Origin of the sequence: Microbacterium sp. 2FI, assembly GCF_005502885.1 — a bacterium.
Taxonomy (GTDB): Bacteria; Actinomycetota; Actinomycetes; order Actinomycetales; family Microbacteriaceae; genus Microbacterium.
Map to the genome: position 1 here is coordinate 62717 of NZ_SCMR01000010.1, position 17740 is coordinate 80456.

The 17740-nt window shown below is 68.9% G+C and carries 19 protein-coding genes; 13 read left to right on the forward strand and 6 right to left on the reverse strand.

Translation table 11 applies throughout. The features are described 5' to 3' along the window. The first annotated feature begins 70 nt into the window (after positions 1–70). The 6 genes from leuC to FFS15_RS10000 all read left to right on the forward strand — a co-directional run bounded on the left by leuC (position 71) and on the right by FFS15_RS10000 (position 6466). Positions 71–1519: a 3-isopropylmalate dehydratase large subunit gene (gene leuC, locus FFS15_RS09975; protein ID WP_137844877.1), complete on the forward strand. Its 1449-nt coding sequence runs from the start codon at positions 71–73 to the stop codon at positions 1517–1519. Between the two features lies 1 nt (position 1520). Beyond that, entirely contained in the window at positions 1521–2132 is a 612-nt protein-coding gene (gene leuD / locus FFS15_RS09980) for a 3-isopropylmalate dehydratase small subunit (RefSeq protein WP_137844878.1), read from the forward strand. 71 nt (positions 2133–2203) lie between these two features. After that, entirely contained in the window at positions 2204–3574 is a 1371-nt protein-coding gene (gene murA / locus FFS15_RS09985) for a UDP-N-acetylglucosamine 1-carboxyvinyltransferase (RefSeq protein WP_137844879.1), read from the forward strand. Positions 3575–3578: 4 nt separating this feature from the next. Further along, positions 3579–4349 (forward strand): lysophospholipid acyltransferase family protein, encoded by a 771-nt coding sequence (locus tag FFS15_RS09990; RefSeq protein WP_249353919.1) that lies wholly within the window; start codon positions 3579–3581, stop codon positions 4347–4349. Further along, a complete protein-coding gene (locus tag FFS15_RS09995; protein ID WP_137844880.1) occupies positions 4339–5475 on the forward strand; it encodes an NAD(P)H-dependent glycerol-3-phosphate dehydrogenase in 1137 nt (378 codons plus the stop codon). Before FFS15_RS09990 ends, FFS15_RS09995 begins: the two co-directional genes overlap by 11 nt. Next, complete coding sequence (locus FFS15_RS10000; RefSeq protein ID WP_137844881.1) at positions 5375–6466, forward strand: D-alanine--D-alanine ligase family protein; 1092 nt, start codon at positions 5375–5377, stop codon at positions 6464–6466. The genes FFS15_RS09995 and FFS15_RS10000 overlap by 101 nt, the downstream gene beginning before the upstream one ends. Here the strand turns inward: FFS15_RS10000 and FFS15_RS10005 are convergent. Further along, on the reverse strand, positions 6463–6957 hold the full coding sequence (locus FFS15_RS10005; protein ID WP_249353921.1) for a DUF3515 family protein: 495 nt from the start codon (positions 6955–6957) through the stop codon (positions 6463–6465). The two genes, FFS15_RS10000 and FFS15_RS10005, sit on opposite strands and share 4 nt — an antisense overlap. Positions 6958–6980: 23 nt before the next feature. Between FFS15_RS10005 and thiL the strand changes: the two genes are divergently transcribed. After that, on the forward strand, positions 6981–7982 hold the full coding sequence (gene thiL / locus FFS15_RS10010) for a thiamine-phosphate kinase (protein WP_137844883.1): 1002 nt from the start codon (positions 6981–6983) through the stop codon (positions 7980–7982). 22 nt (positions 7983–8004) lie between these two features. Here the strand turns inward: thiL and rsmD are convergent, their stop codons facing one another. After that, the gene (rsmD, locus tag FFS15_RS10015; protein ID WP_137844884.1) at positions 8005–8565 is read right to left on the reverse strand and encodes a 16S rRNA (guanine(966)-N(2))-methyltransferase RsmD; all 561 of its coding nucleotides are present in this window, start codon (positions 8563–8565) and stop codon (positions 8005–8007) included. Between the two features lie 4 nt (positions 8566–8569). Beyond that, positions 8570–9163, reverse strand: coding sequence for a 1-acyl-sn-glycerol-3-phosphate acyltransferase (locus FFS15_RS10020; RefSeq protein ID WP_171013156.1), 594 nt, complete (start codon positions 9161–9163; stop codon positions 8570–8572). 82 nt (positions 9164–9245) lie between these two features. Here FFS15_RS10020 and FFS15_RS10025 point away from each other — a divergent pair, with 82 nt between their 5' ends. The 6 genes from FFS15_RS10025 (at position 9246) to mutM (ending at position 14398) form a co-directional block, all read left to right on the forward strand. After that, positions 9246–11408, forward strand: coding sequence for an ATP-dependent DNA helicase RecG (locus tag FFS15_RS10025; protein ID WP_137844885.1), 2163 nt, complete (start codon positions 9246–9248; stop codon positions 11406–11408). Between the two features lie 29 nt (positions 11409–11437). Then, positions 11438–11935 carry a pantetheine-phosphate adenylyltransferase gene (gene coaD / locus FFS15_RS10030; protein WP_137844886.1) on the forward strand — a complete coding sequence of 166 codons (498 nt, stop codon included), beginning with the start codon at positions 11438–11440 and terminating at the stop codon, positions 11933–11935. A gap of 128 nt (positions 11936–12063) precedes the next feature. After that, positions 12064–12564 (forward strand): YceD family protein, encoded by a 501-nt coding sequence (locus FFS15_RS10035; protein WP_137844937.1) that lies wholly within the window; start codon positions 12064–12066, stop codon positions 12562–12564. A gap of 2 nt (positions 12565–12566) precedes the next feature. Further along, positions 12567–12776 carry a 50S ribosomal protein L32 gene (gene rpmF / locus FFS15_RS10040; protein WP_045297913.1) on the forward strand — a complete coding sequence of 70 codons (210 nt, stop codon included), beginning with the start codon at positions 12567–12569 and terminating at the stop codon, positions 12774–12776. A 19-nt stretch (positions 12777–12795) separates the two neighbouring features. Continuing rightward, entirely contained in the window at positions 12796–13497 is a 702-nt protein-coding gene (rnc, locus tag FFS15_RS10045) for a ribonuclease III (RefSeq protein WP_171013157.1), read from the forward strand. Further along, positions 13490–14398, forward strand: a complete 909-nt coding sequence (mutM, locus tag FFS15_RS10050; protein WP_137844887.1) for a bifunctional DNA-formamidopyrimidine glycosylase/DNA-(apurinic or apyrimidinic site) lyase — start codon at positions 13490–13492, stop codon at positions 14396–14398. The genes rnc and mutM overlap by 8 nt, the downstream gene beginning before the upstream one ends. 21 nt (positions 14399–14419) lie before the next feature. On the opposite strand, the gene FFS15_RS10055 is transcribed toward mutM, so the two are convergent. From FFS15_RS10055 to FFS15_RS10065, 3 genes are read right to left on the reverse strand one after another with little or no spacing between them, the layout of a single operon-like run. Then, a complete protein-coding gene (locus tag FFS15_RS10055; protein ID WP_137844888.1) occupies positions 14420–15508 on the reverse strand; it encodes a GNAT family N-acetyltransferase in 1089 nt (362 codons plus the stop codon). Beyond that, on the reverse strand, positions 15505–16602 hold the full coding sequence (locus FFS15_RS10060; RefSeq protein WP_137844889.1) for a GNAT family N-acetyltransferase: 1098 nt from the start codon (positions 16600–16602) through the stop codon (positions 15505–15507). The genes FFS15_RS10055 and FFS15_RS10060 overlap by 4 nt, the downstream gene beginning before the upstream one ends. Beyond that, entirely contained in the window at positions 16599–17678 is a 1080-nt protein-coding gene (locus FFS15_RS10065) for a GNAT family N-acetyltransferase (RefSeq protein ID WP_171013158.1), read from the reverse strand. Before FFS15_RS10065 ends, FFS15_RS10060 begins: the two co-directional genes overlap by 4 nt. Positions 17679–17740: the final 62 nt, after the last annotated feature.

Genomic DNA, 17740 nt, shown 5'->3' on the forward strand with positions numbered 1-17740 from the left:
GTTCCCAGGCCTTCCTCGTCGCGGAGTTCGTCGCCGGCTTGATCCGCTTTCCCAGGAGAACAACAGAGCAATGACCAGCACCGATTCCGGCATCCCCGATCGCCCGCGCACCCTCGCCGAGAAGGTGTGGGACGACCATCTCGTCGTCAAGGGCGAGGACGGCGAGCCCGACCTCATCTACATCGATCTGCACCTCGTCCACGAGGTGACGAGCCCTCAGGCCTTCGACGGCCTGCGCGCCGAAGGTCGTCCGTTGCGACGCCTCGACCTCACGATCGCCACTGAGGACCACAACACCCCGACCCTCGACATCGACAAGCCGATCGCCGATCTCACGAGCCGCACTCAGATCGAGACGCTGCGCCGCAACGCCGAGGAATTCGGCGTGCGGCTGCACTCGCTCGGCGACAAGGAGCAGGGGATCGTGCACGTGGTCGGCCCTCAGTTGGGTCTCACGATGCCCGGCATCACCGTCGTGTGCGGCGACAGCCATACCTCGACGCACGGTGCCTTCGGCGCGATGGCCTTCGGCATCGGCACGAGCGAGGTCGAGCACGTCATGGCGACGCAGACGCTGCCGCTCAAGCCCTTCAAGACGATGGCGATCACCGTCGAGGGCGACCTGAAGCCGGGTGTCACCGCGAAGGACATCATCCTGGCGATCATCGCGAAGATCGGCGCGAACGGCGGTCAGGGCTACGTGCTCGAGTTCCGCGGCAGTGCCATCCGCGCCCTCTCGATGGAGGGTCGCATGACGATGTGCAACATGTCGATCGAAGCAGGCGCCCGCGCCGGCATGATCGCTCCCGACGAGACGACCTTCGCGTACGTGGAAGGCCGCGATCACGCCCCGACTGGTCAGGACTGGGAGGACGCCGTCGCCTACTGGCGGACGCTTCCGAGCGACGAGGGCGCCGTCTACGACGCCGAGGTCTACCTCGACGCGAACGAACTCGAGCCGTTCGTGACGTGGGGAACGAACCCAGGACAGGGTGTGTCGCTCTCCGGCGTGGTGCCCACTCCCGCCGACATCGCCGACGCGAACGAGCGGGCCGCGGCCGAACGGGCTCTCGAGTACATGGACCTGCAGCCCGGGACGCCGATGAAGGACGTCGCCGTCGACGCGGTGTTCATGGGCTCGTGCACGAACAGCCGCATCGAAGACCTCCGCGCCTTCGCCTCGGTGATCGAGGGTCGCACGAAGGCCGAGGGCGTCCGCGTCATGGTCGTGCCCGGTTCTGCCCGTGTTCGCCTGGAGGCAGAGGCCGAGGGTCTCGACAAGGTGTTCACCGACTTCGGCGCCGAGTGGCGATTCGCCGGGTGCTCGATGTGCCTCGGGATGAATCCCGATCAGCTGGCACCGGGGGAGCGCTGCGCGTCGACCTCCAACCGCAACTTCGAAGGGCGCCAGGGCAAGGGCGGGCGCACGCACCTCGTGTCGCCGCTGGTCGCCGCGGCCACTGCGGTGCTCGGGCGCCTCGCCAGCCCCGCCGATCTGCCGACGCGAGTGGAGGCCTGACATGGAGAAGTTCACGACGCACACCGGCATCGCCGCTCCGCTGAAGCGCTCTGCCGTCGACACCGACCAGATCATCCCCGCCGTCTACCTCAAGCGCGTCACCAAGACCGGCTTCGAGGACGCCCTCTTCGCCAGCTGGCGCCAGGATCCCGAGTTCGTCCTGAACCAGCCCGCATACCAGGGCGCATCGATCCTGGTCGCGGGTCCCGATTTCGGCACGGGGTCCAGCCGCGAGCACGCGGTGTGGGCGCTGCGCGACTTCGGCTTCTCGGTCGTCCTCTCCACCCGCTTCGCGGACATCTTCCGCGGGAACGCAGGCAAGCAGGGGCTCCTCACGGGCGTGATCTCGGAGGGCGATCTCGAGGCGATCTGGGCGGCCGTCGAGGCGCAGCCGGGCATCTCGATGACGGTCGATCTCGACGCTCGACGCGCCACGATCGGCGATCTCGAGGTCGCTTTCGACATCGATGATTACACTAGGTGGCGGCTTCTCGAAGGGCTCGACGACATCGGGCTCACGCTGCGCAACGAAGACAGAATCGCGCAGTTCGAGGCTCGCCGAGAGGCGTGGCGGCCGCGGACGCTCCCTGTACCAGCAGAGCGCGCCCTGTAAGCCGGGACGACGGACCCCACCAGGGTCCGCGATCCATCACTACCCTCGAACACACAAGTGAGGTCCACCGGATGAAGTCGCTTCTCAGCGTGACGCCAGAGTCGAAGTCAGAGGAGAAGGAGATGCCCGGCGAAACCCTCGCCATTCGCGGCGGCCGTCCTCTGACCGGGCGCGTCGAGGTGAAGGGTGCGAAGAACCTCGTCACCAAGGCGATGGTCGCGGCGCTCCTCGGCGACACCCCGAGCACACTGCGCGATGTGCCCGACATCAGCGACGTCCAGGTCGTCCGCTCGCTCCTCGAGGTGCACGGCGTGCGCGTCGACGAGGGCGACGAAGAGGGCACGCTGATCTTCGATCCGAGCGGCGCGGTGGCGGCCCACTTCGAGGAGATCGACGCGCACGCCGGCGCATCGCGCATCCCGATCCTCTTCTGCGGTCCGCTCCTGCATCTGCTCGGCGAAGCGCTCATCCCCGACCTCGGCGGCTGCCGCATCGGCGACCGGCCCATCAACTTCCACATGGACGCGCTGCGCGCCTTCGGTGCGGTGGTCGACAAGAGCTACGAGGGCATCCGCATCACCGCCCCGAACGGTCTGCACGGCGCGAACATCGAGCTGCCGTACCCGAGCGTCGGGGCGACCGAGCAGGTTCTGCTCACCGCCGTGCGCGCGAAGGGCGTGACGGAGCTGCGCAACGCCGCGATCGAGCCCGAGATCATGGATCTCATCGCGGTGCTGCAGAAGATGGGCGCGATCATCTCGTACGAGCCCAATCGCGTGATCTTCATCGAGGGAGTGGACGCGCTCTCGGGCTACGACCATCGGGCGATCTTCGACCGCAACGAAGCCGCGTCGTGGGCGTGCGCGGCTCTCGCCACCGACGGCGACATCTTCGTCGGCGGGGCCAAGCAGCAGGAGATGCTGACCTTCCTCAACGTCTTCCGCAAGGTCGGCGGCTGGTTCGATGTGCGCGAAGACGGCATCCAGTTCCGCCGCGGCGGTGCTCTCAAGCCCGTCTCGGTGGAGACCGACGTGCACCCCGGCTTCATGACGGACTGGCAGCAGCCGCTGATCGTCGCTCTCACGCAGGCCGAGGGCCAGTCGGTCGTCCACGAGACGGTGTACGAGAACCGTCTCGGCTTCACGCAGGCCCTCGTGCAGATGGGCGCCGACATCGTCGTGCATCCGGAGGGCATCGACGCCTCCGGCCGACGGGTTCCGCGTCGTGCGCTCGAACAGGCTGCGGTCATCAACGGCCCGACGCCGCTTCACGGCGCCGACGTCGAGGTGCCCGACCTCCGGGGCGGCTACAGCTACGTCATCGCAGCCCTTGCCGCCGAAGGCGAGTCGATCGTGCGCAACGTCGGGATCATCCGCCGCGGCTACGAGAAGTTCTTCGCAAAGCTCGAGGCTCTCGGCGCCGACTTCGACGTCATCGGTTAGCCCGGTGGCCCCGTCACCGCGCCTGCGCGCTTCGCCGGAGAAGACCAGACCCAGCTTCTTCTGGCTTCTCGCGGCCATCGCCGCGCCGCCGATCAGTCTGCTGATGAAGATCGAGATCACCGGTGGCGAGAAGCTGCCGCGCGAAGGCGCGTATGTGCTGGCGCCCAACCACTACTCCGAGGTCGATCCGCTGGCGGTCGCCCTCGCGGTCTGGCGGATGGGTCGCGCTCCGAGATTCATGGCGAAGGAGAGTCTCTTCCGCGTGCCGGTGCTCGGCTGGGTGCTGCGCACCTCGGGCATGGTGCCGGTCGCACGGTCGTCGTCGGCGTCCTCGGCACGGGTCACCCTCGAGACCTCGGAGACGCTCGTCAAGCTCGGGCGCGGTGTCATCGTGTATCCCGAGGGCACGCTCACGCGCGACCCCGAACTGTGGCCGATGCGGGGGAAGACGGGCGCCGTCCGCCTCGCACTCGTCGGCGAAGGGATCCCCGTGATCCCGGTCGCCCAATGGGGTGTGCAGCAGATCATGCCCCGCTACGGCAAGCTCAAGCTGTGGCCGCTGCGTCGTACCGTGCGTGTGCTGGTCGGCGACCCCGTCGATCTCACGCCGTATCGGAGCGCGGAGGGTCAGCCGCAGGCGCTGGTCTCAGCGACCGATGCCGTGATGGCCGAGATCGCCGGCCTCCTCTCGCAGCTGCGTGGCGAGCCCGCACCGGCGGCGCGGTGGAATCCCGCCGACCACGGCCAGAAGGAGACGGGGCGCCTTGAGTCGTAGACAGGATGCTGCGCGGCCTCGCGTCGCCGTGATCGGCGCGGGCAGCTGGGGGACCACTTTCGGCAAGATCCTCGCCGACGGCGGGGCACACGTGACGATGTGGGCGCGCCGGCCCGAGCTCGCGAACGAGATCCACGAGGGCAAGCGCAACAGCGAGTACCTCCCGGGCATCAATCTGCCCCGTGAGATGTATGCCACGCCGCACCTGTCTGAGGCTCTCGACGGCGCGGAGCAGGTCTACCTCTCGATCCCGAGTCAGGCTGTCCGCCAGAACCTCAAGGCCGTTCGGCCGCTCGTCGCGAAGACCGATGCGCCGATCGTCTCGCTCATGAAGGGTGTCGAGCGTCGCACGGGCCTTCGCATGAGCCAGGTCATCGAGCAGGAGCTGCACTGCGACCCCTCGCGCATCGCCGTCGCGTCGGGGCCGAACCTCGCGCTCGAGATCGCGCGCGAGCAGCCGACGGCGGCGGTGATCTCCTCGACAAGCCAGGAGACGGCCGATGCGGTGGCGCGGCTCGCGCGAAACGGATACTTCCGCACGTTCGTGAACACCGATGTCATCGGCACGGAGTTCGGGGGCGTGCTGAAGAATCTCATCGCCGTCGCGATCGGCATCGTCGACGGCGTGGGCTACGGCGAGAACACGAAGGCGTCGATCATCACGCGGGGTCTCGTTGAGATGACCGACTTCGCCGTCGCGTTCGGTGCGCAGCCCGAGACTCTGCAGGGCCTCGCCGGCCTCGGCGATCTGATCGCCACGTGCCAGTCGCCGCTCAGCCGCAACAACACGGCGGGGCGCCTGCTCGGGCAGGGCTACAGCTTCCAGGATGTCGTGAAGCAGATGAACCAGACGGCCGAAGGACTCGCCTCGGTCGCCCCGATCCTGCAGCTCGCGCGCGAGGTCGGCGTTCACATGCCGATCGTCGAGCAGGTCAAGATGGTGCTCGACGGCACTATGAACCCTCGTGACATCGCGCCGCACCTCACGACCGATGACGACACCCCTCAGGGTGAGAGGACGAAGAATGGACAAGCCGGCGGTGGCGGTGCTCTTTGGCGGTCGCTCCAGCGAGCACTCGATCAGTTCCGCAACGGCGGGCGGGGTGCTGCGGGCGATCGACCGTGACCGCTATCGGGTGATCCCGATCGGCATCACCCGCGACGGCGTCTTCGTGCTCGAGGACGACGACTCCGACAAGTTCGCGCTCGACGCCGCGCACCTGCCCGAGGTCGTCGACAACGGCACACGTGTGCTGTGGCCCGAAGGCGGCACCGACCGTCTGCTGCACGTGCGTCGCGCCGATGGAACGGTGGAGGATCTCGGGACGGTCGACGTGGTGCTTCCGATCCTCCACGGAGTCCATGGCGAGGACGGCACCGTGCAGGGCTTCTTCGACACGCTGGGCATCCCGTACGCCGGCGGCGGTGTCCTCGATTCGGCGCTGTGCATGGACAAGCACTTCATGAAGATCGTGCTGCAGGCCGCGGGGGTGCCCGTCTCGCCGTGGGTGACGGTGAGCCCGGCGCGCTGGGCGGCCGATCCCGACGGCGTGAGGGCGGATGCCGCAGCCCTCGGTGCCGTGCTGTTCGTCAAGCCCGCGCGCGCGGGATCCAGTGTCGGCGTCTCGAAGGTGCACGAGCTCGGCGAGCTTGACGAAGCTCTCCTTGTCGCCTTCGCCGAAGACGACAAGGTGCTCATCGAGGCGGCCATCGTCGGCCGCGAGATCGAGGTCGCGATCCTCGAGGGGCGCGACGGCGCGCGCGCACGCGCGTCGCTTCCCGGCGAGATCGTGCTCACGACACGCGAGTTCTACGACTTCGAGGGCAAGTACCTCGGTGGCGACGGAGCCGAGGTGGTCTGCCCGGCTGATCTCGACGCCGCCGAGATCGCCGCGATCCGCGAGCTCGGCATCCGCTCGTTCGAAGCGGTCGACGGTCGCGGGCTCGCCCGCGTGGACTTCTTCCTCGCCGCAGACGCCCTCTACGTCAACGAGCTCAACACGATGCCCGGCTTCACGCCCATCTCGATGTTCCCGAAGTGCTGGATCGCGTCGGGGATGACCTACCCCGAGCTCATCACCGAGCTCATCGACACGGCTCTCGAGCGGGCGGCCTAGCCTTCGGCCGCAGCGTCCGCGCCGGCGCTCGGTCGATCGAGACACGTGGCGCCGTCAGCCGGAAGGCGTGAGACGATGCGCGACAGCGAGTCGAGCACGTCGGCGCTGGAGACCACGTCGTTGTCGAGATAGACCTCGACCGCCGGGACACGGCCGAAGGTGGTGACCGAATAGTTCGGCGCGTCGGTGTCGTCGATCAGCCAATCGACTCCGCCGACCGACTGGCACGGCAGCACCGAAGGCCCGGGTGGTTCGACGCCGCACGTGAGGAGGACCGCGGACGGCTCGCCCCACGCGCCGGTGGCCTGTGCGTTCGTCCAGCGCCGCGGCTGACCGTCGAGTTCGTCGGGAAGACGCACGGTCACGTCGGCGCAGCCGGGATCGTTGGCGTACGGCGCCGGGTCGAGCTGAACCGTCGACGTGCAGCCGGCGAGTGAGATCGCGGCGGTGGTGGCGAGCAGCACGGCGAGGGCACGGCGAGCTCGGGTCACGTGCTCCAGGCTACCGTGGGGGGATGAGTGCTTCTGATCCGACGGTCGGCGAGATGACCGAGGGCGAGGTGCTCGGGCGCATCCTCCGCCGGCTCGGCTCATCGCGCGCGCACGTCGGTCCAGGCGACGACGCCGCGGTGATCTCCGTCCCGGGCGGGCGAATCGTCGCGACCGTCGACACGCTCGTGCACGGCCCCGACTTCCGCCTCGCGTGGTCGAGTGCGTTCGACCTCGGCTGGAAGGCTGCGGCGGTGAATCTCGCCGATGTCGCCGCGATGGGTGCGCGCCCGGTCTCGCTCCTGGTCGCCCTCGCGATGCCGGACGAAACGCGTGCCTCGTTCGTCGAGGGCCTCGCCGACGGTCTGCGCGCCGCCTGCGAGCAGCTGTCGCCGGGGTGCACGGTCGACGGCGGCGACCTCACCGTTTCGTACACCCTGACGATCGCCGTCACCGCGCTGGGCGTGCTCGACGACGGCGAGCCGGTGCTGCGTTCGGGCGCGCGGGCGGGTGACGCTGTGGCGATCGTGGGCCCCCTCGGTGAGGCGGCCCACGGGCTCGACATCCTCTTCACACGCTTCACGGACTCCGCGGGCCACCCGGTCGCTGTCGATCCCGCGCTGATGGCAGGCCTCCCTGCCGACGCCGACGCCCGGGCGATCGTGGCGCAGCTGCGCCCGCGTCCTCCGATCGCCGCAGGAGCCGAGGCGCGCGCAGCCGGGGCGACGGCGCTGATGGATGTCTCGGACGGGCTCGCGCTGGATGCGACGCGACTCGCCGATGCGTCCGGCGTCACGATCGACCTGGAGGCCGCCAGGCTCGGCCCGGACGTCGCTCGTGCACTCAGCGGGGGAGAGGATCACGCGCTGCTGGCGACATTCCCGCACGGCTCGCCGCTGCCGGAGCCGTTCCGCCGGATCGGTGTGGTGACCCAGCGCACAGACGTCGCGCTCACTGTCGACGGTGCGCCTTTCGGCGGCCGCGGCGGATGGGATCCTTACCGGGACTGGGACGCTGGACGCGGCTGAGCCCCAGGCCGCGGAGCGCCGCTCATGCGGTCGTCGCCCACCACAGGACCGTGTCACCGTAGCTCTTGCTCCGGGTCGCGACGAGGGCATCGGGGAGCGTGGGCTCGGGTGACCGCTTCGCACGCTCGATGACGACCACCGCATCCGTCGCGAGCCGCGGGGCCAGGAGCGCGAGCGTCACCCCGAGCTCGGTCTCGCCGACGTCGTACGGCGGATCGAGGAAGACGAGGTCGAACGGCCCCTTCGGCGTCATCAGGAACGCGTCGGCGGTGCTGCGGTGCACCCGGATCGCAGCATCCCGCCCCACCGACTTCGCGACCCTTGCGGCGTTGCGCTGTGCGACCGCCGCCGCTTTCGGTGCGCGTTCGACGAGGTCGGCGGATACCGCCCCCCGACTCACCGCTTCGAGGGCCAGCGCGCCGGAGCCTGCGTACAGATCCAGGACGGCGGCTCCGCGCAGCAGGTCGGCGGACTCAAGGGATCCGAACAGCGACTCCCGGACGCGGTCACTGGTCGGCCGGGTGCCGGCATCGGGAACCTCGAGCGCGATCGAGCCCGCTCGGCCGGCGATGATGCGTGTCACACCGTCACGATAGCGGCGCGGTGCTGCCGCCCCGTGATTCCTCGCGCAGTCGCGGCTCGGTGCGCAGTTCCGGTCGCATGCCCGACTTGTCGGCGTAGAAGGCGCGCACCCGGTCCATGTCGGAGGCGACGTCGCCCGTGAGCTCGAGGGTGAGGCCGAGGCCCGTGGTCATCGTGGTGCGGTCTACGTAGCCGAGGGTGACCGGCATTCCCGTCTCGCGTGCGATGCGGTAGAAGCCCGACTTCCAGTAGGTGCCCGAGCCCCGCGTGCCTTCCGGCGTCACGACCAGGCCGAAGACCTCGCCGGCGCGGATGCGGGCCACGACGTCTTTGACCACGCCGTACGGGTTCTTGCGATCGACGGGGATGCCGCCGAGCCCGCGCATGAGGGGGCCACGCCAGCCGCGGAACAGGCTGTCCTTGCCGAGCCACCGCACGGGGATGCCCAGTCGCCAAGCGATCGCGAGCATCAGCACGAAGTCCCAGTTCGAGGTGTGCGGGGCCCCGATGAGGATGGTCGGGCGGGTCGGCGCCGGGGTCGTGGACAGCGTCCAGCGGCTGAAAGCCCAGTACAGGCGGGCGAGAACGGTGCGGATCACGGGTTACACCGTACGGTGCCCACCTGGGCGAGGGCCACCTGCCGTGCTCCCGCAGGTCGCACCCCGTGCCTAAACTCGTGCCATGCCGATGCTCTCCCTCGACTCCCGCCTGGACGGCGCGGTCGGCGGCAAGACGGCCTCGGCCCTCGAGCGCGCCTTCGGCATGCGGACGGTCGGCGACGCGCTGGCGCACTACCCGCGCCGATACGCCCGCCGGGGCGAGCTCACCCAGATCTCGTCGCTGCCGGTCGGCGAAGCGGTCACGATCGTCGCCGAGGTCAAGCGCGCGAACGAGCGCAAGATGCAGCAGCGCCGCGGCTCGATCCTCGAAGTCGTCATCAGCGACGGCAACGGCGATCTGTCGCTCACCTTCTTCAATCAGGCGTGGCGTGCGAGCGAGCTGCGACCCGGGCGACGAGGCATCTTCGCAGGCAAGGTGGGGGAGTACCGCGGCACGAAACAGCTCGCCCATCCCGACTACGAGCTGTTCGACGACGAAGAGACCGCACGGCTCACGGCCGAAGCGAACGCGAACCTTCCGATCCCGATCTATCCGGCGACCAGCACGATCGCGAGCTGGCAGTTCACGAAGATCGTCGCGCTGCTGCTGGACGGCCTCGGCGACGTGCCCGACCCACTCCCCGAGCAGCTCCGCCGGAAGTGGGGTCTCCTCGACGCGCGCGCGGCGATCGAACGCGTTCACCGCCCCGACTTCGCCGAGCAGATCGATCCCGCGCTCGAGACTCTGCGCATGCACGAGGCGTTCGTGCTGCAGGCCGCGCTCCTGCAGCAGCGGGCGTTCGTCCGGGCGCTGTCGGCGACGAGCCGGGCGCCCGGCTCGCTGCTCGAGCGGTTCGATGCCGATCTGCCGTTTCCGCGCACGCCCGATCAGATCGCGGTGGGCGAGCAGGTCGAGCACGACCTGCAGGGCGACTGGCCGATGAACCGACTCGTGCAGGGCGAGGTCGGCTCGGGCAAGACCCTCGTCGCGCTGCGCGCGATGCTGCAGGTGGCAGAGAGCGGCGGCCAATCTGCGCTGATCGCCCCCACCGAGGTGCTCGCCGGCCAGCACCTGCGCTCGATCGCCCGGATGCTGGGTCCGAAGCTCGCACCCGAGCTCATGCCGACGCTCCTCACGGGGCAGCTCACGGCCGCCGAGCGCAGGAAGGCGTCTCTGCGCACCGCCTCCGGGCAGTCGCGCATCGTCGTGGGGACCCACGCGCTGCTCAGCGATACCACGACGTTCGCGGATCTCGGCCTCGTCGTCGTCGACGAGCAGCACCGCTTCGGCGTCGAGCAGCGCGAGTCGCTGCGCGCCAAAGGCTCGTCGCCGCATGCGCTCGTCCTCACCGCCACGCCGATCCCGCGCACTGTCGCGATGACGGTCTTCGGCGATCTCGACGTCTCGACCATCCGCACGATGCCCGCGGGGCGCGCGGGGATCCAGACGTTCGTCGCACCTCTCGCCGAGCGCCCGGCGTGGTTCGGTCGGGTGTGGGACCGGATCGCCGAAGAGGTGGCGGCCGGCCACCAGGCGTTCGTCGTCTGTGCGGCGATCGATGCGGAGGCGCTCACGAAGGACGACACCGCCGACGACGTTCCCGCCGATGCTGAGGGCGAGAGCGCGCGCACGCGGTGGGGGGTCGTGCAGGTGGCCGACCTGCTGTCGCGGCATCCCGCTTTCACCGACATCCGTGTCGAGATCCTCCACGGCAAGATGCCGTCGGATCAGAAGGATGCTGTCATGCAGGCGTTCGCCCGCGGTGACGTCGACGTGCTGGTGGCGACCACGGTCGTCGAGGTCGGGGTCGACGTGCCGAACGCGTCGACGATGGTGATTCTCGAGGCGGATCGCTTCGGCGTCTCGCAGCTTCACCAGCTCCGCGGCCGCGTCGGCCGCGGAGGGGTGCCGGGACTATGCCTGCTCGTCACCGAGGCCACACCCGGTTCTCCGGCGCGTCAGCGCGTGGACGCGGTCGCCGCGACCCTCGACGGCTTCGCCCTCGCCGAGGTCGACCTGGAGCTGCGGGGCGAGGGCGATGTCCTCGGCGATGCGCAATCGGGGGCGCGATCGTCGCTGCGGCTCCTGCGAGTCGTCAAGGATGCCGACGTGATCGCCGAGGCGAGAGTGGCTGCCGACGCGGTGCTCGCCGAAGATCCCGCGCTCGTGCGTCATCCTGACCTCGCTGCGGCGATCGAACGCCGCGTCGGGATGGACGAGCGCGCGGCGCTCGGCAAGAGCTGACGGATGCTGCGGCTGGATAGGCTGTGCGCATGAGCAGCCGGATCGCCGTCGTCCCCGGATCCTTCGACCCGCCGACCCTCGGGCACCTGGATGTGATCCGTCGCGCCGCGTCGCTCTATGACGAGCTGCACGTGCTGGTGGTCCACAATCCGGGCAAGGAGGCGATGCTGCCCATCGCCCAGCGCCTCGCCCTCCTCGAGCAGTCGATCGCCGAGGGCGACGTCGGCGGCAATGTTATCGTCGCCTCATGGAGCATGGGGCTCCTCGTCGACTACGCCACCGATGTCGGCGCCGGAGTTCTCGTCAAGGGCATCCGATCGCAGGTCGACGTCGCGTACGAGACGCCCATGGCGATCGTGAACCGGCACCTGGCGCACGTCGAGACCGTGTTCCTTCTGCCCGATCCCGCCCACGCGCTCGTCTCGAGCTCGCTCGTGCGACAGGTCGCCGGCCTCGGCGGCGACGTGTCGCCGTTCGTTCCGCCCGCGGTCGCGCGATTCCTCGACACCGGTGCGCGAGATCTCTGACCAGCACTGACACCCGTTCGCGGGGTCACGGCATCCCGTCGCGACTACCATGGTGTCTCGTGGTCAGAAAGCATGTCGACGGTCCGTTCGTGTTCGCGGTGAGGGACATCGTCCGTCACCCCGGTGAGATGCGGGAGTTCTTCATCGACCCGCCAGCTCCCGAGAAGTGGGGCGAGGGTCTTGTGGCGGTCGCGAAAGGCGAGCCGGTCGAGGTCGAGGTCCGCCTGGAGTCGGTGCACGAAGGGATCCTCGCGTCCGGAACCGTCGACACCGAGTACTCGGGAGTGTGCGGTCGGTGCCTCACCGACATCGCCGAGGGCCTCAAAGTCGAGTTTCAGGAGCTTTTCGCGTATCCTGGTGAGGAAACATCTGACTTCGAGGTTCAAGACGACCACGTGGATCTTGAAACTCTGGTCAGAGATGCGATCGTCCTGTCGCTTCCGTTTCAGCCGGTGTGTCAGCCGGATTGCCCCGGCCTCGATCCGGCTACGGGCGAGCGGATGACCGCGAACACCGGGGCAGAGCAGCGCGAGCCCCTCGATACTCGCTGGGCCGCGCTCCAGGACTACACCACAGACCACGACGACGAAGCAACGCGCCCCGGCGTCGAGAACACAGAAGAGAGCTAGCCATGGCAGGTAACCCCCCGAAGCGGAAAGTCTCCCGTTCGAACACGCGTTCGCGTCGCGCGCAGTGGAAGGCTGAGGCCCCCACGCTCGTCAAGACCGTTGAGAACGGCAAGACCGTCTACAGCCGCCCGCACCAGGCGAAGGTCGTCACCGACTCGCAGGGCACCGAGCTGTTCCTCGAGTACAAGGGCCGCAAGGTCGCCGACGTCTGATAGCCGGCAGCGGCCAGACGTGACCGACGTCATCGCCGAGCGCCTAGCGCTCGGCGCCCTCGCACAGAAGCTCGGGGTCGATATCGACCCCGAGCTTCTGTCGCTTGCCCTGACGCACCGTTCGTGGGCCTACGAGCACGGGCAGGGTCCGCACAACGAGCGCCTCGAATTCCTCGGCGACTCGGTGCTCGGCCAGGCGGTGACCGTGCGGCTCTTCCGTGGTCATCCCGATCTCGACGAAGGCTCGCTCGCCAAACGGCGCGCCGGCGTCGTCTCGACGATCGCCCTCGCCGAGATCGCCCGCGGCATCGGCCTCGGTGATCACGTGCTGCTCGGTCGCGGTGAAGACCAGACCGGCGGGCGCGACAAGGACTCGATCCTCGCCGACACCATGGAGGCCGTCTTCGGCGCGGCGTACCTTTCGGCCGGCCCGGAAGAGGCCACCGCGCTCGTGCTGCGGCTCGTCGAGCCGCTGCTCGCCGACCCCGACCGCTACGGCGCGGCGATGGATCCGAAGACCGCGCTGCAAGAGCTTGCCGCCCGCAGCGGCGCCCAGCCGCCGGTGTACGAGGTCACCTCGACCGGCCCCGACCACGACCGCACCTTCACCGCGACGGTGGCCGTCGGCGTGGTCACGGCCTCGGGCATGGGAACGAGCAAGAAGCAGGCCGAGATGGCGGCCGCGCTGACCGCGTGGAAAGACCTCGGCGGGCGTGCCTGAACTCCCCGAGGTCGAGGTCGTCCGTTCCGGCCTCGCACCGGCCGTATCCGGCGCGACGGTTCTCGCCGTCTCGGTCTTCGATGAGCGGGCCCTCACACGCCATGGCGGCGACGGTGCCGACTTCGAGATCCGCCTGACCGGCAGGACGATCGAGGGCGCCGTCCGTCGGGGGAAGTTCCTGTGGATGCCGCTGGCAGGCAGCGCCGAAGCGATCGTCGGCCACCTCGGCATGAGCGGGCAGATTCTGCTCCGCGCGCCGGGCGCATCCGCCGAGCGCCACGAACGGGTGCGGCTCGATGTCGCGCATCCGACGCATGGTGAAGTCGCGATCGTGTTCGCCGATCAGCGCACGTTCGGCTCGCTTGCCCTCGATTCGCTCGTGCCGACCCCCGACGGTGCTGCCGGCGGGTACGGGTGGGGTGCCGCGACGATCCCCACGCAGGTCGCGCACATCGCGCGCGATCCGCTCGACCCGGCCTTCTCGGATGCCGGATTCCGCCACACGCTCGGGCACCGCTCATCGGCGATCAAGCGCGTGCTTCTGGATCAGACCACCGTCAGCGGGATCGGGAACATCTACGCCGACGAGTCGCTGTGGGCCTCCCGCATCCATCCCGAGACGCCGGCGTTCGCGCTGTCCACGCGCGCCGTGAACCGGCTGCTCGCCGAGGTGCGACACGTTCTGGAGAAGGCGCTGGCCGAGGGCGGGACGAGCTTCGACGCGCAGTACGTCAACGTCAACGGTCAGGCGGGGTACTTCGCGCACTCCCTCAACGCGTACGGGCGCACCGGTCAGCCATGCCCCCGGTGCAGCCGGCCGATCGTTCGTGTGTCGTTCACGAATCGCTCCAGTCACTACTGTGCCCACTGCCAGCGGCTGGCGCGGCAGCTCGCACGGTGATGCGCAGGGTGCCGCGTCGCCTCAGTCCTCGAGCACCTTCTTCCACCCGCCTGCATAGCCGACGGGCTCGAATCCGAGCGCCTCGTTGACGGCGAGCATGTGGCGGTTCTCCTCCGCGTTGAACGTCGAGACCCGAGGTGATTCCGGCGCGAGATCGAGCCAGGTGAGCAGGTTCGCGGCCTTGACGAGCATGCCGAGGCGGTGCCCGCGGTGCTCCGCGAGCACAAGCGTCGCACCCTGCTCGGTCACGCCGGTGCGCCCATCGCCGACGTGCAGCTCGGTGAAGGCGACCAGCTCGCCGCTGTCGACGTGTCGTGCGGCGACGATGTTGGTGAACCGCTCGCCCTCGATCGCCTCACGCTCGTATCGCCGGATGCGCTCCGCATCCCACGTCTCTGCATCCCAGTCGAGGTCTGCGGACGGCGCATCGGTGGACATGCGCGCCATCATGGCGGCATAGCCGTCCACGAATTCGTCGGGCGTCGGAAACGTCCACTCCACGAGGGTGTACGCGCCCGCCGAGGCGGCGAGGGCGTCCGCGAAGCCCCGCTCGATGAGGCTGCGGTCGCCCTGCAGGTCGAGCGCGCTGATGCGGTCGACCTGCTCGAGTGCGAAGCCGCGGTCGAGCAGCGCCCGAGCCTGATCGTCGATCGGGATCTCGCCGAAACCACTGCGCGCTTTCAGAACCTCGCCCTGGCCGGGACGGTGCACGGGCTCGGACTGCAGGACGTGGCGTCCGTGCGCCCGGGCAGTTCGTTCGAGGAGGTCGAATCCTGCGTTCCACACGTCCGGCCGCGACCCGGCGGCCAGGACGTCGAAGGCGAACCAGACGACGTCGGAGCCCGCTTCCATCGGGAACTCGACCACGAACCGGGCGATCGGGATGCCGTCCTGTCGCGCGATCCAGACGTGGCCCTCTTCGTCCTCGTCGTTCTGCCAGCCGGGCAGGAGCTCGACGGCGGAGTACGCCAGGTCGTCGTCGCCGGTGCGCTCGCGCAGGACCGCGTTTCGGACGTCGACCATCGTGAGGAAGTCCGTGGCGTCCGGCCCATCGAGCGACAGCGGGATGACGACAGGATCGATGCTGAGACCCGCTTCATCCGCAGTCATGTCAGCATCTTCTTCCACGCACCGGCGTACGAGGCGGGCACGAACCCGATCGCTTCATTGATGTCGAGCATGTGGCGATTCTCCTCGGCGTTGAAGGTCGATACGCGCGGCGACTGCGGCACCAGATCGCGCCAGCGCACGAGATTCGCGCACTTGACGATCGTTCCCAGCCTGTGACCTCGGTGCTCCTTGAGCACGAGCGTGCCATACTGCGCGGTCGCGCCGGTGTGGTCTTCGGCGATGACCAGCTCGTTGTAGGCGGCGATCGTGCCGCTCGGGATGTGCTCCACGGCCGCGACCGATACCGTCAGCCCCTGCGCCTGCTGGCGAGCGTCGCGGCGTTCGACTCGCTCGGCATCCCAATGCTGCTCGTCCACCACCATTCCGCCGGTCGGGGCGTCGGTCGACATGCGCGAGATGGCGTACGCGAATCCGTCCCGATACCCGGGCGGAGTCGGCGCAGTCCACGTCACGACGCGGTAGTCCTCACCTGCGGTCTCGATGGCTTCGGCGAGCATGCGCTCGACGGTCGTGAAGTCGCCGGTGAGGTCGAGAACGCTGTTGCGCTCGACCTGCTCGAGGGTGAAGCCGTTGTCGAGCTGGAACACCGTCTGGCGGTCTTCGGCGGGGATCGTTCCCCATCCTGTCGGCGGCGCGAGGTGATCGCCGGTCTGTCCCGGACGGTGCAGCGTCCAGGTCTGGATCGTCGCGAGCCCGCGTTCGCGGGCTTCACGCTCGACCTCGCAGAGGAGCAGCTGCTCTGCGCCCTGCCCCCACATCGGCGGATCGACCATGAGATCGAACTCGACGGTCGTGACATCCGGCTCGTTTGCGACCATCATCCTGACGACTCCGAGAACCACGCCGTCACGCTCCGCCGCGAATGCCGGCTGCGTCCAGTCGGTCTGGTCCTGCATGAAGCCGAGCATCTCCTCGTCGTCCTCGCGCAGGTAGTCGTGACCGGCGTCGTGGAGACACACCGCATTGGCGATGCGCACGAGTTCGCGGAAGAGCCGCGCGTCGTCGGCATCCACCGATGCCGGCACGGGGATGGGGCGGACGATCAGGGTCGTGGGACGTGCGAGATCGGTCATGACAGCACCTTCTTCCATGCGCCCTCGTATGCGATCGGGGCGAACCCGATCGCCTCGTTGATGTCGAGCATGGGGCGATTCTCCTCTGCGTTGTAGGTCATCACACGGGGTGATTCCGGCGCGATGTCGCGCCACGAAAGCAGGCCGGCGCACTTGACGAGCGTCCCGAGCTTGTGGCCGCGGTGCTCCTTGAGGACGAGGGTGTCCTCCTGATGGCTTGCTTCGGTGCGATCCTTTCCGACCACGAGTTCGTTGAACGCGCAGAGCTCGCCGGTGGCGATGTGCTGCGCTGCGGTCACCTGGATCGTGCGGCCCGAGTCGGTGTACTTCGCATCGTGCTCGGCGATGCGCGCGGCATCCCAGGTCTCCTCGTCGAACTCGAGATCTGCCGACGGTGCATCCGTCACCATGCGCGACTTCATCCATGCGTAGCCGTCGACGAACTCCGCCGGCGTCGGGGCGAACCACTGCACGACGCGATAGCCGTCCGCGGCTTCCACCGCTTCGGCGAGCAGGCGCTCGACCGTATCGAACGGCGCGGCGAGGTCGAACGCACTGTTGCGCTCCACCTGCTCGAGCGTGTACCCGTGACGCCGGTAGAAGCGCGCGGCGTGGTCGTCGGGGATCTCGCCGAATCCGGTCGGCGGGGCAAGCCGCGGGCCGGGCGCGGACGGGTGCTCCGCCCACGACTGCAGGACGCTCCGCCCGTTCTCCCGCGCGGTGAGCTCGATGAGTTCGTAGGCGGCGGACCCGATGCCGCGCCCCCACTTCTCACGGAGCAGTTCGATGAGCCAGAACCCGACCTTCGAATCGTTCTCGAGCGGCAGGTCGATGGCCGCGCGGCCGATGACGGCACCGTCGTCCACGATCACCCACATGAGGCGGCGCTCGTACTCGTTCGGCGCGAAGTGGGGGAGCAGTTCGTCGGCGACGATCGCATGATCGTCGTGCCCCGAGATCTCGCGGTAGATGAGGTTGCGCACCCTCACCATCTCGAGGAAGTCGGCCGCATCGGCGGCGTCGATCGATTCGGGGACGATGAGCGGGCGGAATTCGATGTCGGTGAGGGTGTTCATGATCGTGCGTCCTTGCTCGGATGTTTCGAGGGTGGGGGAGGGGTCCGCCGGACGGCCGACGG